Genomic DNA, 13,432 nt, shown 5'->3' with positions numbered 1-13,432 from the left:
GGCTACCCCCACACGGCCCTTGCTCCGGAGTCGCCGGCGCGGAAGACGTAATAGGCGGCGGCCAGTGCCAGCACCACGGTCAGGCCCGACAGCACCGTCGTGCCGGACTTGCCGAAGCGGTCGCCGCGCGAGGCGTACACCAGAATCAGCGAGGCGGCGCCGAGCCCGAGGACCGACAGCAGCAGCGGGACGGCGAAGGACGCGTGCGTGGCGATGTTCCCGGCCAGCGTTCCCTCGGCGGTGGCGAAGCGCGCCTCCAGCAGCCTGGGACCGCTCGCGAAGGAGGCGAAGACCGCCACGGGCGAGGCCAGCGCGAGCAGGATCACCGCCCATGCCGTGGACGGGCGCCAGCGGGGCACGAGGGCGTAGGCTACGGCGACCGCGACGAGTAATGGGGTCAGAACCACTGCGAAGTGGACGACCAGTGCGTGGACCGGCAGACCGAGGACTTCATCGAACATGTCGGGGCTCCTTAGTTTCAATTTGAACTAGTCTCCCCGAACCTTACGGCTCCCGAGCGGTCTCGCCACAATGGTCACTTTCTGTCACTTACGTGCAGCACATTTCAGGGCCGGTAGCATTCCCGTGTTGTTCGGGTCATGTGTAGGCAAAGATGGAGGACATACCGGTGAGCGGCGACGACGACCGCCAGAGCGAATTGGCGCGGGAGCACAAGGAACGGCAGGCGCAGCGCGCCACCGAACAGGCCGCCAAAGCGAGGCGTAACACCTTCATCGGCGCGGGCGTGGCCGTAGCGGTGGTGGCAGGCGGGATCTTCGCCGTCACCACGATGGTCGGCGGCGAGCCGTCCAAGCCCGTGGCCGCCGAGACCTCGGCCTCCGCCACACCGTCGGCCCCGCTGCCGGCCGCGACGACCCCGGCGCCCAAGAAGACCGGCCCGGTGACGTGCACGTACAAGCGGGACACCTCGGACGTGCCGATGAAGTACGTCGGCATGCCGCCGAAGAAGCCCAACATGAAGCTCGAGAAGATGACCATCACCACCAACCATGGTGACATCGTCATCGACGTCGACCCGGCCGTCTCCCCGTGTTCGGTGAACTCGATGGCCTTCCTGGCCAAGAAGAAGTTCTACGACAACACGAAGTGCCACCGCCTGGCCAAGCCCGAGACGACGGGGCTGTACCTGCTGCAGTGCGGCGACCCGAAGGCCAAGGCCGACGGCAAGAACCCCACCGACGGCCAGGGCACGGCCGGCTACGTCTTCGGCGACGAGGCCGTCGGCCTCGTCCCCTACGCGCGCGGCGTGGTGTTCCTGACGCAGGCCCCGGACGCGGTCGGGCAGAACAGCAGCCAGTTCGCCATCTCCATGTCGGACGAGAACACCCAGATCGATCCGGCGTACTCGGTGCTCGGCATGGTCAGCAAGGGCCTGGAGATCATCGACAAGGTCGCCGAGGACGGCGTGATCGTCAACGAGGACGACATCACCGGCGACGGCGGCTCCTCGCCCCCGAAGACCCCCATCATCATCAAGAAGGTCACGCTCTCCTGACGAGTACGGCAGGCGTCCCGTGGACGCCTGCCGTAGCCCTGACCGCTCTGACCGGGGAAGCCGTTACGCCTCCGTCTTCGGCCGGGCGTCGACGCCCGCCTCCTTGCGCTGGCCCGCCGTGATCGGCGTGGGCGCGCCGGTGAGCGGGTCGAAGCCCGAAGCCGTCTTCGGGAACGCGATCACGTCACGGATGGACTCGCCGTCCGACAGCAGCATGCAGATCCGGTCCCAGCCGTAGGCGATGCCTCCGTGCGGGGGCGGGCCGTAGTTGAACGCCTCCAGCAGGAAGCCGAACTTGCTCTCCGCCTCCTCCTTGGAGATGCCGAGCACGTCGAAGACGCGCTGCTGCATCTCGGCGCGGTGGATACGGATCGAGCCGCCGCCGATCTCCATGCCGTTGCAGACCATGTCGTAGGCGTAGGCCAGCGCCTCGCCCGGATGGTCCTGGAAGGTGTCGGCCCACTCGGGCTTGGGACCGGTGAACGGGTGGTGCACGGCGGTCCAGCCGCCCTCCCCGTCCTCCTCGAACATCGGCGCGTCGACCACCCACAGGAACGACCACTGCGAGAAGTCGATGAGGCCGCAGCGGCGGCCGATCTCCAGCCTGGCCGCGCCCAGCAGGTCGCGCGAGGCGCTCCTGGCCCCGGCGGCGAAGAACACCGCGTCGCCCGGCTGGGCGCCGACCTTGGCCGCCAGACCCGAGGTCTCCGTCTCCGACAGGTTCTTGGCCACCGGGCCGCCGAGCGTGCCGTCCTGCTGGACCAGCACGTAGGCCAGGCCCTTGGCGCCGCGGCTGCGCGCCCACTCCTGCCAGCCGTCGAGCTCCTTACGGGTCTGCGACGCCCCGCCGGGCATCACCACGGCCCCCACGTAGTCGGCCTGGAAGACGCGGAAGGAGGTCTCGGCGAAGTAGTCCGTCATCTCCACGAGCTCCTGGCCGAAGCGCAGGTCGGGCTTGTCGGAGCCGTAACGGGCCATAGCGTCGGCGTAGGTCATGCGCGGCAGCGGCAGCGGGATCTCGTAGCCGAGGATCTCCCGCCAGAGCCGCCCGATCAGCTTCTCGCCGACCTCGATGACGTCCTCCTGGTCGACGAAGGACATCTCCACGTCGATCTGGGTGAACTCCGGCTGGCGGTCGGCCCGCAGGTCCTCGTCGCGGTAGCACTTGGCCAGCTGGTAGTAGCGCTCCAGACCGCCCACCTGCAGCAACTGCTTGAACAGCTGCGGCGACTGCGGCAGGGCGTACCAGCTGCCGGGCTGCAGCCGGACGGGCACCAGGAAGTCGCGGGCGCCCTCGGGCGTGGAGCGGGTCAGCGTCGGCGTCTCGACGTAGACGAAGTCGAGCTCGTGCATCACCTCGTTGGCCAGGTAGGTGGCCTTGGACCGGGTGCGCATCGCCTGGGCCACCTGCTGGCGGCGGATGTCGAGGTAGCGGTACTTCAGCCGCGCCTCCTCCGACACGCCCGCATTCCCCTCGATCGGGAACGGCAGCGGCGCCGACTCGCTGAGCACCTCGACCGTGTCGGCCACGACCTCGATCGCGCCGGTGGCCAGCTCGGGGTTCTCGTTGCCCTCGGGCCGGACCCGGACCTGGCCGACGACCTTCACGCAGTACTCGGCGCGCAGGTCGTGGGCGTGGTCCTCCTCGCGGAAGACCACCTGCGCCGAGCCCGAGGCGTCGCGCAGGTCGATGAAGACCACGCCGCCATGGTCACGGCGGCGGGCCACCCATCCTGCGAGCGTCACCTGCTGCCCGGCGTGCTCCTTGCGGAGCGACCCGGCCGTATGCGTGCGGATCACTGCACTTTCCCCTTCAAGACGTCAACGACCTGGGCCAGCGGCACCTCGGTCTGCTCAGCGGTGGTCAGGTCCTTCAGCTGTACGGCTCGCGCCGCCAGGTCACGCTCGCCCAGGATCAGCGCGAACCGCGCCCCGGAGCGGTCGGCGCCCTTCATCGCGCCCTTGAGCCCCTTGCCGCCGAAGGCCATGTCGGCGCTGACACCCGCCTGGCGCAGCTCGTGCACGAGCAGGAACATCCGGCGGCGGGCGTCCTCACCCAGCGCGACACCGTACACCTGGACGCGGCCCGGTGCGGCTTCGGCGATCAGCCCCTCGGCCTCCATGGCCAGGAACGTGCGGTCGACGCCGAGCGCCCAGCCGACGCTGGGCAGCGGCGGCCCGCCCAGCATCTCGCTCAGCCCGTCGTAGCGGCCACCGCCGCCGATGGCCGACTGGGAGCCGAGCCCGCCGTGCAGGAACTCGAACGTGGTGCGGGTGTAGTAATCCAGGCCGCGCACGAGCCGCGGGTCGTCCTCGAAGGTGACGCCGGCGGCGGTCAGCAGGGCGCGGACCTCCTCGTGGTAGCTCTTGCAGGCGGCGCAGAGATGGTCGACCACCAAGGGCGCGCCGCCGAGCTGGGCCTGTACCTCGGGCCGCTTGTCGTCGAGCACCCGCAACGGGTTGATCTCGATTCGGGCCCTGGTGTCCTCGTCGAGGTCGAGGGCGCGCAGGAACTCCTGGAGCGCCGCCCGGTAGGCGGGGCGGCAGGTCCGGTCGCCGAGCGAGTTGAGCAGCAGCCGCACGTCCTTCAGGCCGAGCGCGGCGAAGCCCTGGGCGGCGAGCACGATGAGCTCCGCGTCGAGCGCCGGGTCCTCGGAGCCGAGCGCCTCGGCTCCGACCTGCCAGAAGTGGCGGTAGCGGCCCTTCTGGGCACGCTCGTAGCGGAACTGGCTGCCTGAGTACCACAGCTTCACCGGAAGCTGCCCGTTGTGCAGGTTGTGCTGGAGCACGGCGCGCACCACGGACGCGGTGCCCTCGGGGCGCAGGGTCAGCGAACGGCCGGCCTTGTCGGGGAAGGTGTACATCTCCTTGGAGACGATGTCGGTCGACTCCCCCACGCCTCTGGCGAACAGCTGCGTGTCCTCGAAGACGGGCGTCTCGATGTAGCCGTAGCCCGCTCGCCGTACCGGGGCGACGAGAGCCTCGCGGACGGCGAGGACCTGCTCGGAGCGGGGTGGCAGCCAGTCGAAGGTGCCCTTGGGTGCTTGGAAGCTCATTAGATCCCTCGTGTGGGACCGGCGTGCGGCGCGGCCTCCTTGAGATAAGGATTGGTGGCGCGCTCGTGGCCGATCGTGGTCTGTGGTCCGTGGCCCGGTAGGACGACCGTATCGTCCGGCAGCGGCAGACACTTGGCCGCCAGGCTGCGCAGGATCGTCGGGAAGTCGCCGCCCGGCAGGTCGGTGCGGCCGATGGAGCCGGCGAACAGCAGATCGCCCGCGAACATGATGTCCTCGGCGGGCAACCGGAAGCTCACCGACCCCCTGGTATGGCCGGGCGTGTGATCGACCACCAGCTCCATCCCGGCGAGCCGCAGCGTGGCCCCGTCGGAGAGCTCGCGCACGTCGTCGGGCTCACTGAGGGTGAGGCCGCCGAACATCGAGGCGCTGCCCGGCGACAGTCCCGCGGAGGGATCGCTCAGCAGGTGGCGGTCGTCGGGGTGGATCCAGGCGGGGATGTCGCGCGCGCCGCAGACGGGCGCCACCGACCAGACGTGGTCGAGGTGGCCGTGCGTCAGCAGGACCGCGACCGGCTTGAGCCGGTGCTCCCGCACCATCTCCTCGATCCCCTCCACGGCGTCCTGACCAGGGTCGACGATCACGCACTCCTCGCCCGCGGCGGGCGCGACGGCGTAACAATTGGTCTGGAAGGCCCCTGCGGGGAAGCCTGCGATGAGCATCTGCCTCAGCTGATCTCGTCAAAAAAGCCAATGGGAATGTAACCGAAGGGTACCGGTGCGGGTCGCCGGGCTGCGAATCATTACCCGTTGGCCGATACGATTCGCCCACCTCAGTTGATTCACTATGGGAGGCAAAGCGGTGGCCACGGGGAAGGACCGGCAGAAGCAGCTGGCACGCGAGCACCATGAGCGGCAGCTCCAGCGCCGTCTCGAGCGCGAGCAGCGTAACAAGCGCACGGCCATCATCGGCTCCACGGTGGGAGTCGTCGTGGTGGTGGGCGGCATCGTCGCCGCGGTCGCGCTGCTGGGCGGCGGCGACGAGCCGACCGACGCGGCCGCCTCGCCGACGGCCTCGGCGCCACAGGACACCGCCTCGGCGGCGCCTGCGGCCCAGCCCAAGCCGTACGATGCCGCGACCGGCACCTGCGGGTACGTCGCCGACACCACGGGCGGCAACGTCAAGGACGTCGGCATGCCGCCGGCGAAGGTCAAGCTCAAGCCCGCCACGAAGACCATGACGCTCGACACCAACCTCGGCGACATCGTGGTGGAGCTCGACAACTCCAAGGCGCCGTGCACGGTCAACTCGCTGCAGCACCTGGCGGACAAGAAGTTCTACGACGGCAGCAAGTGCCACCGGCTGGGCAACGCCAAGTTCCCGATGCTGCAGTGCGGCGACCCGACGGCCAAGGCCGACGGCAAGGGCGCGCAGGACGGCTCCGGCGGCCCCGGCTACGTGATGGTCGAGGAGAACCTCAAGGGCGCCGCCTACAAGCGCGGGGTGATGGCCATGGCCAAGACCTCGGCGCCGGGCTCGACAGGAAGCCAGTTCTTCCTGGTATATGGCGACATCGGGCTCACCCCCGATTACACGCCGGTGGGTACGATCACCAAGGGACTCGACATCCTGGACAAGGTAAACAAGGCGGGCGTCATCGGCGATTCGGGCGATGGCACCGGAGCGCCGAAGGAAACCGTCGAAATCAAAGACGTGACAATCAGCGGCAAGAGCTGACGTAATACAAACTAGGGGCGAGTAGTCCCGAAGGGTCTGATGGAAAGTGCGGGAGGACACGGTGAGCACCGACCCGTGGGGCCGGGTAGACGACGACGGCACCGTCTACGTGCGTACGGCTGAGGGAGAGCGGGCCGTCGGGTCCTGGCAGGCCGGTGAGCCCGAAGAGGCACTGGCCTATTTCCATCGCAAGTACGACGAGTTGGCCGGACAGGTCCAACTGCTGGAGCAGCGGGTCAAGGGCACCGACCTGGCTCCGGCGCAGGCGGAGGCCAGCATCGTCAAGCTGCGCGAAGCCGTGGCCGACGCGCACGCCATCGGCGACCTGGCGGCTCTGACAGCACGTCTCGACGGGCTGACGGAGCTGGTCGCCAAGCGCCGCGAGGAGGTCAAGGCCGCCCGCGAGCAGGCACGCGCCGAGGCCAGGACGATAAAGGAAGGCATCGTCGCCGAGGCCGAGCGCATCGCCGAGGAGACCACCCACTGGAAGTCGGGTGGCGAGCGGCTGCGCCAGCTGGTCGAGGAGTGGAAGGCCGCCGACCGCATCGACCGGGTCACCGAGGCCGCGCTCTGGAAGCGGCTGTCGGCCGCCCGCACCGCCTTCGCCAAGCGGCGCAAGGTCTACTTCGCGGGCCTCGACGAGCAGCGTGAGGGGATTCGGGCCGCCAAGGAGGCGATCGTCGCCGAGGCGGAGGCGATCGCGGACTCCACCGACTGGGCGCAGACGGCGGCCGTCTACCGGGACCTCATGCAGCGCTGGAAGACGGCGGGCAGGGCCTCGCGCGAGGTGGAGGACGAGCTGTGGGCGCGCTTCAAGGGCGCCCAGGACCAGTTCTTCCAGGCACGCTCGGCCGTCTTCGCCGAGCGTGACGCCTCGCTCGCGGCCAACGCCGAGGTGAAGGAGGAGCTGCTGATCGAGGCCGAGAAGCTGCTGCCCGTCACCGACGCGCGCACCGCCAGGGCGACGCTGCGCAATCTCCTGGAGCGCTGGGAGGCCGCCGGGCCGGTGCCGCGCGAGCAGCGTGACCGGCTCGAAGGCGGGCTCCGCAAGGTGGACGAGGCCGTGCGCAAGGCCGAGGACGCCGAGTGGAAGCGCTCCAACCCCGAGGCCAGGGCCCGCGCGCAGAGCACGGTCGACCAGCTCCGCACCTCGATCGAGCAGCTGGAGAAGCGCCGGGCCAAGGCGGAGGCCGCCGGCCGGGCCAAGGACGTCAAGGAGGCCGAGGAGGCCATCACGGCCCGCCTCTCCTGGCTCCAGGAGGCCGAGCGCACCCTGGCGGAGTTCAGTTAACGCCTGACGGGTCGGTGTCCGCCGGGCGCCGCCGGAAAGGCGGTGTCCGGCCCCGTGATCGGGGACGGACACCGGCCCTTACGGTCCGCGGGACGGGCGGCCCGCCGGTTCGGCGTGCGTTTCGGGCCGCGGCGGACGGGCGTCGGCTCCGGGCCGCAGCGGGTGGGCGTCGGCGTGCGTTTCGGGCCGCGGCGGACGGGCGTCGGCTCCGGGCCGCAGCGGGTGGGCGTCGGCGTGGGCTTCGGGCTGCGACGGACGGGCTTCCGCGTGTCTAGGGTGGTCGTATGGATGCCGTGACGGACGCGCGAGCCCTCGTCGACGAGCTGTTCCCGGACGCGCTGTACGCCTTTCTGGGCGGCAGCGTGGTGAACGGGCGCCGCACCGCCACCTCGGACCTGGACGTGGTGGTCGTGCTCGACGGCCTCGTCCGGCCGCAGCGGGAGTCACGCCGGTGGCGCGACTGGCCGGTGGAGCTGTTCACGCACAGCCAGACCAGCCTCACCGCCTACCTGGACCAGGACGCCGAGCGCCGCCGGCCGACACTTCTGCGCATGTGCGCGGACGGGGTCGTGCTCGTCGACCGGGGCGGCGGCCGCGCCACCGCGCTCCAGCAGGAGCTACGCGCCCGCCTGGCCGCCGGGCCGGCCGCTCAGGAGCCGGCGGAGCTGGACCGGGCCCGCTACGTCCTGACGGACCTCCTGGACGACCTGTCGGGGGCGACGGATCCGGGCGAGCGGGCGTTCATCGGCTGGAACGCCGTCCAGGAGACCGCCAAACTGGCGCTGTCCCTGGCGGGCGGCTGGCACGGCAGCGGCAAGTGGCTGCTGCGCGAGCTGCGTGCCCACGATCCGGCGCTCGCCGAAGAGCTCCTCGCCGCACGTGAGAACCCCGGGGCGTTGGCCGCCGTGGCCTCCCGTGTCCTCGACCGGGCGGGCGGCCGCCTGTGGGAGGGCTACCAGGTCGCCGGGGACGCCTTCCACCGGCCGCTGCGCCACATCACCGCTGCCCAGCTGTCGGGCCGGACGGCGCAGACGTCGGGCATGCGCAGGCTGGCCGCGATCGGCCGGAGCACGACGGGCGCGCGGCGACTCTGGATGGGCCAGACCCATGTCGCTCCCGCCTCCCGATCCGCCGACCACCATCACGGCAGATCGGAGACCGCGATCTACGTGGTGGACGGGACCCCGTCGTTCGTCTTCCTGGACCCGGACAACGGACAGGAGACCCGGATCGACACCGAGCCGGGCGACTACATCTTCGTGCCGCCCTATGTCCCCCATCGGGAGGAAAATCCGGACCCGTCCCGAGAAGCGGTCGTCGTCATCGCCCGCAGCACCCAAGAGGCCATCGTCATCAACCTCCCCGACCTCAGACACCACTGACCCAAACACCGACAAACACCTAGCCCCAGCCCCCAGTAAGGCCGACGGGTAGACGGCAGCACGGGTTGACGGTGGGCGGGCTGGCGGGCTGGCGGGCTGGCGGGGACGGGGCTGACAGGGCTGACGGCGCTGGACCCTGGTGGTGGACGGATGACAACTCACCCGGTGAATGGGCGACCATTCTCGCGTTACGGCGGCCCGCCGTCATCCGGTCAGCGGCCGTTCCCCTGGAGGCCCTCAGCCCCGTGCGACGAGCGGCCGAACCAGGCCGGCCGTAAAAGAAAGAAGACGCAGCCGGCCGCGACAAGCCATCAATCCTGTACGACGAGCGCCCGAACCAAGCCGACGGCTAACAAACAGGCCCACGGCCGGTTCGGCGGCCGTTCCTACGGCGAGCGGCCGAACCGGCCGGAAAGGCGGCTCGCTCAGCTGCCGGCGCCGCTCACCCGGTAGACGTCGAAGACGCCCTGGATGCCGCGCACGGCCTTGAGGACGTGCCCCAGGTGCTTCGGATCGCCCATCTCGAAGGTGAACTTGCTGATCGCCACCCGGTCGCGCGAGGTGGTGACCGACGCGCTCAGGATGTTGACGTGCTGGTCGGACAGGGTGCGGGTGACGTCGGACAGCAGGCGGGGCCGGTCGAGCGCCTCCACCTGGATCGCCACCAGGAACACGCTGTCGTCCCCGGGCGACCAGCTCACCTCCACCAGCCGGTCCGGCTGCTCCCTGAGCTGCTCCACGTTGGTGCAGTCGGCGCGGTGCACGGACACGCCGTGGCCGCGGGTGACGAAGCCGACGATCTCGTCGCCCGGCACCGGGGTGCAGCACTTGGACAGGCGTACCCACACGTCGGCGTCGCCCGCCACCACGACTCCCGCGCCGCCGCCCCGGGGGCGACCGCGCAGGCGGGTCGGCAGCGAGGTCTCGGCGATGTCCTCCTCGGCGCTGTCGACCCCGCCGATGGACGCCACGAGCTTCTGGACGACCGTCTGCGCGGCCGTGTGGCCCTCGCCCACGGCGGCGTACAGGGCCGACACGTCGGGGTAGCGCAGGTCGCGCGCCAGCGCGAGCAGCGCCTCGCCGGACATCAGCCGCTGCAGCGGCAGGCCCTGCTTGCGCATGGCCCGGCCGATGGCCTCCTTGCCCGCCTCGATCGCGGTCTCGCGGCGCTCCTTGGAGAACCACTGGCGGATCTTGTTACGGGCGCGGCCGGACTTGACGAACTTCAGCCAGTCCCGTGAGGGGCCCGCGTCGGGCGACTTGGAGGTGAAGATCTCCACGGTGTCGCCGTTGCCGAGCCGTGACTCCAGCGGCACCAAACGGCCGTTGACGCGGGCGCCGATGCAGCGGTGGCCGACCTCGGTGTGCACGGCGTAGGCGAAGTCGACCGGCGTGCCCCCCTCGGGCAGGGCGATGACCTGGCCCTTCGGGGTGAAGACGTAGACCTCCGACACCGACAGGTCGAAGCGCAGCGACTCCAGGAACTCGCCGGGGTCGGACGTCTCCTTCTGCCAGTCGAGCAGCTGGCGCAGCCAGGCCATGTCGCTGCCCGGCTTGACCTTGCCCGTGGGGCCGGGCCCGCCGACCTCCTCTTTGTACTTCCAGTGGGCTGCCACGCCGTACTCGGCCCGGTGGTGCATGCCGTGGGTGCGGATCTGCAGCTCCACCGGCTTGCCCTCGGGACCGATCACCGTCGTGTGCAGCGACTGGTACATGTTGAACTTGGGCATCGCGATGTAGTCCTTGAACCGGCCGGGGACCGGATTCCAGCGCGCGTGGATCGTGCCGAGCGCCGCGTAGCAGTCGCGCACGCTGTCGACGAGGACCCGGATGCCCACCAGGTCGTAGATGTCGTCGAAGGCCACGTCGCGGGCGATCATCTTCTGGTAGACCGAGTAGTAGTGCTTGGGCCTGCCCTTGACCACGGCGCGGATCTTCGCCTCGCGCAGGTCGCCGGAGACCTTCTCGATGACCTCCTGCAGGAACAGGTCCCGGCGCGGGGCCCGCTCCGACACCATCCGGGCGATCTCGTCGTAGCGCTTGGGGTAGAGCATGGCGAAGGCCAGGTCCTCGAGCTCCCACTTGATCGTGTTCATGCCGAGGCGGTGGGCCAGCGGCGCGAAGATCTCCAGGGTCTCGCGGGACTTCTGGTGGCGCTTGTGCTCGGGCAGATAGCGCATGGTGCGCATGTTGTGCAGCCGGTCGGCCAGCTTGATGATGAGCACCCGGATGTCGCGCGACATGGCGACGACCATCTTGCGCACCGTCTCGGCCTGCGCCGCGTCGCCGAACTTGACCTTGTCCAGCTTGGTGACGCCGTCGACCAGCGACATGATCGTGTCGCCGAAGTCGGCGCGGAGCTCGTCGAGGCTGTAGGCGGTGTCCTCGACCGTGTCGTGCAGCAGGGCGGCGCAGAGCGTCTCGTCGTCGGTGCCGAGCTCGGCCAGGATCGTCGCCACGGCCAGCGGGTGCGTGATGTACGGGTCGCCGCTCTTACGCTTCTGGTCGCGGTGGTGGTAGGCCGCCACGTCGTAGGCGCGCTCGATCAGCCGCAGGTCGGCCTTGGGGTGGGTGGCCCGGACCGTCCTGAAGAGCGGCTCCAGCACCGGATTCATGGCCCCACCCCCAAAGCGCCTGCGACGTGCGGTGGGCGCGCCGGAGACCGTCTCGGCACTGCCTGCGTCCGTTACGTCGGGCACGACCACATCACGGGGCACACAGACTCCTTACGTTCGAGTCCAGATCCCCCAGTGTATCCAGGCGGCGAACCTGGCCCGCCGCGGGCCCGCTCAGACGATCACCAGGGAGCGGATCTCCACTCCTGTCAGCCGCTCGCGCCCCTTGAGGAAGGCGAGTTCCATCAGCACCGCGAAGCACACCACCTCCGCGCCGGCCCTGCGCACCAACTCCACGGTCGCCGCCGCGGTGCCGCCCGTGGCGAGCACGTCGTCGATGATCAGCACTCGTTCGCCCGGCTCGAAGGCGTCGTGGTGCACCTCGATGGTGGCGGAGCCGTACTCCAGATCGTAGGACTCCGCCAGGGTCGCGGCAGGAAGTTTGCCCTTCTTCCTGACCGGCACGAATCCGGCGCCGGTGCGGTAGGCGACCGGGGCGGCCAGGATGAACCCGCGTGCCTCGATTCCCACGATCTTGTCCACCTCGTGCAGCCCGGCCAGCTCGTCCACCACGGCCGCGAACGCCACGGGGTCGCCGAGCAGGGGGGTGATGTCCTTGAACAGCACTCCCGGCTGGGGGTAGTCCGGCACGTCCCGGATGCGCTCCAGGATCGTCGTGCTCAGCTCGCTCATCACCGTTACTCCTCGGGCAGGTCCCACGCCTGACGGGCTCCATGATGGCCCATGACGGCCCTTGCTCCGACCACCTGCCCCGATTCCCCGCCACGGGCCGCCAGGGGCGCACACGCCCGCTGAGGGGCGGCCGGGCATGACGACGCCCCCGCCCTGGACCTGGACGGGGGCGTCGGTGCGGAACAGGTCAGCCCTTGGCCGCCGCGGCGCTCTTGGAGCCCTTGGCTCCCTTGGCGCCGCTGGTGGAGGCGATCCTCCTGGCGATGGCCTGATACTTCGGCTCCCGCTCCTTGAGCGTCACCAGCAGCGGGGTGGCGACGCACAGGGAGGAGTAGGTGCCGACGATCATGCCGACGAACAGGGCCAGCGACAGGTCCTTCAGCGTCCCCGCGCCCAGCACCGTGGTGCCGATGAACAGGATCGCCGCGACCGGCAGGATCGCGACCAGCGAGGTGTTCAGCGATCGGATCAGGGTGTGGTTGAGGGCGTCGTTGGCCGCCATCGAGTACGTCTGCTTCGAGGTGGCACCCAGCTTGGCCGTGACTTCCTTGATCATGTCGAACACCACGACCGCGTCGTAGAGCGAGTAACCGAGGATGGTCAGGAAGCCCAGCAGGGTCGCCGGCGTGACCTCGAAGCCCGACCAGGCGTAGACACCCGCGGTGATGACGAGGTCGTGGACGAGCGCGACGATCGCCGCCACGGCCATCTTCGGCTCGAACGCCATCGACAGGTACAGGATGATCGCCAGCATGAACACGCCCAGGCCGATCCAGGCCTTCTCCGAGACCTCACCGCCCCAGGACGCGCCGATCGACTGGATGTTGACGTCCTTGACCGGGACGCCGTACTCCTTCGCGATCACATCCTGCATCTTGAGCGTGGTGCTCTCGGAGAGGGTCTCGGTGGTGACCCGGTAGCGCACTCCCGCGGTCTGCACGATCGGCTGGTGCACGCCCTGCTCGCTGAAGGTGCTGCGCACCTCCTCGACGCTGACGCTGGACTGCGGCTGGAAGGAGAAGACCGACCCGCCCTTGAACTCGACGCCCAGGTTGAGGCCGTTGATCAGCAAGCCCGCGAGCGAGATCACCAGCAGCAGGCCGGAGAGGCTGTACCACAGCTTCCACTGGCCGACGAAGTCGACATCGATCTCGCCGCGGTAGAGGCGACGCCCTAGTCCCATC

Annotated in this window: 11 protein-coding genes; 4 read left to right on the top strand and 7 right to left on the bottom strand. The window is 69.8% G+C overall.

Going from position 1 to position 13,432, the window contains the following annotated elements:
* Positions 1-2 precede the first annotated feature (2 nt).
* Entirely contained in the window at positions 3-461 is a 459-nt protein-coding gene (locus tag ACIBQX_RS47345) for a DUF2231 domain-containing protein (protein ID WP_397016798.1), read from the bottom strand.
* Between the two features lie 167 nt (positions 462-628).
* Between ACIBQX_RS47345 and ACIBQX_RS47340 the strand changes: the two genes are divergently transcribed.
* Positions 629-1,516 carry a peptidylprolyl isomerase gene (locus ACIBQX_RS47340; RefSeq protein WP_397016796.1) on the top strand — a complete coding sequence of 296 codons (888 nt, stop codon included), beginning with the start codon at positions 629-631 and terminating at the stop codon, positions 1,514-1,516.
* A 63-nt stretch (positions 1,517-1,579) separates the two neighbouring features.
* Here the strand turns inward: ACIBQX_RS47340 and aspS are convergent, their stop codons facing one another.
* The 3 genes from aspS to ACIBQX_RS47325 are packed head-to-tail and all read right to left on the bottom strand — an operon-like array spanning position 1,580 to position 5,252.
* Entirely contained in the window at positions 1,580-3,316 is a 1,737-nt protein-coding gene (gene aspS, locus ACIBQX_RS47335) for an aspartate--tRNA ligase (RefSeq protein WP_397016794.1), read from the bottom strand.
* Positions 3,313-4,572, bottom strand: coding sequence for a histidine--tRNA ligase (hisS, locus tag ACIBQX_RS47330; protein ID WP_397016792.1), 1,260 nt, complete (start codon positions 4,570-4,572; stop codon positions 3,313-3,315). The genes aspS and hisS overlap by 4 nt, the downstream gene beginning before the upstream one ends.
* A complete protein-coding gene (locus ACIBQX_RS47325; RefSeq protein ID WP_397016790.1) occupies positions 4,572-5,252 on the bottom strand; it encodes an MBL fold metallo-hydrolase in 681 nt (226 codons plus the stop codon). The genes hisS and ACIBQX_RS47325 overlap by 1 nt, the downstream gene beginning before the upstream one ends.
* 139 nt (positions 5,253-5,391) lie before the next feature.
* Here ACIBQX_RS47325 and ACIBQX_RS47320 point away from each other — a divergent pair, with 139 nt between their 5' ends.
* From ACIBQX_RS47320 to ACIBQX_RS47310, 3 genes are all read left to right on the top strand, one after another.
* Positions 5,392-6,267, top strand: coding sequence for a peptidylprolyl isomerase (locus ACIBQX_RS47320; RefSeq protein WP_397016788.1), 876 nt, complete (start codon positions 5,392-5,394; stop codon positions 6,265-6,267).
* A 61-nt stretch (positions 6,268-6,328) separates the two neighbouring features.
* Entirely contained in the window at positions 6,329-7,558 is a 1,230-nt protein-coding gene (locus ACIBQX_RS47315) for a DUF349 domain-containing protein (RefSeq protein ID WP_397016786.1), read from the top strand.
* 284 nt (positions 7,559-7,842) lie between these two features.
* Positions 7,843-8,940: a cupin domain-containing protein gene (locus ACIBQX_RS47310; RefSeq protein WP_397016784.1), complete on the top strand. Its 1,098-nt coding sequence runs from the start codon at positions 7,843-7,845 to the stop codon at positions 8,938-8,940.
* 425 nt (positions 8,941-9,365) lie between these two features.
* Here the strand turns inward: ACIBQX_RS47310 and ACIBQX_RS47305 are convergent, their stop codons facing one another.
* From ACIBQX_RS47305 to secF, 3 genes are all read right to left on the bottom strand, one after another.
* On the bottom strand, positions 9,366-11,555 hold the full coding sequence (locus ACIBQX_RS47305) for a RelA/SpoT family protein (RefSeq protein WP_397016782.1): 2,190 nt from the start codon (positions 11,553-11,555) through the stop codon (positions 9,366-9,368).
* A 174-nt stretch (positions 11,556-11,729) separates the two neighbouring features.
* Positions 11,730-12,251, bottom strand: a complete 522-nt coding sequence (locus tag ACIBQX_RS47300) for an adenine phosphoribosyltransferase (protein ID WP_397016780.1) — start codon at positions 12,249-12,251, stop codon at positions 11,730-11,732.
* A 184-nt stretch (positions 12,252-12,435) separates the two neighbouring features.
* Positions 12,436-13,431: a protein translocase subunit SecF gene (gene secF / locus ACIBQX_RS47295; RefSeq protein ID WP_397016778.1), complete on the bottom strand. Its 996-nt coding sequence runs from the start codon at positions 13,429-13,431 to the stop codon at positions 12,436-12,438.
* Position 13,432 lies beyond the last annotated feature (1 nt).

The organism is Nonomuraea sp. NPDC049714 (assembly GCF_044465295.1).
GTDB lineage: Bacteria > Actinomycetota > Actinomycetes > Streptosporangiales > Streptosporangiaceae > Nonomuraea.
Note: the sequence above shows the minus strand (reverse complement) of the source record. Positions and strands in the feature narration are given on the sequence as shown.

What these genes read in the sequence shown, in the direction of transcription:
- ACIBQX_RS47345 (WP_397016798.1), bottom strand. Translation starts at nt 461, where the DNA reads ATGTTCGATGAAGTCCTCGGTCTGCCGGTCCACGCACTGGTCGTCCAC.
- hisS (WP_397016792.1), bottom strand. Translation starts at nt 4,572, where the DNA reads ATGAGCTTCCAAGCACCCAAGGGCACCTTCGACTGGCTGCCACCCCGC.
- ACIBQX_RS47325 (WP_397016790.1), bottom strand. Translation starts at nt 5,252, where the DNA reads ATGCTCATCGCAGGCTTCCCCGCAGGGGCCTTCCAGACCAATTGTTAC.
- ACIBQX_RS47310 (WP_397016784.1), top strand. Translation starts at nt 7,843, where the DNA reads ATGGATGCCGTGACGGACGCGCGAGCCCTCGTCGACGAGCTGTTCCCG.
- ACIBQX_RS47305 (WP_397016782.1), bottom strand. Translation starts at nt 11,555, where the DNA reads ATGAATCCGGTGCTGGAGCCGCTCTTCAGGACGGTCCGGGCCACCCAC.
- secF (WP_397016778.1), bottom strand. Translation starts at nt 13,431, where the DNA reads ATGGGACTAGGGCGTCGCCTCTACCGCGGCGAGATCGATGTCGACTTC.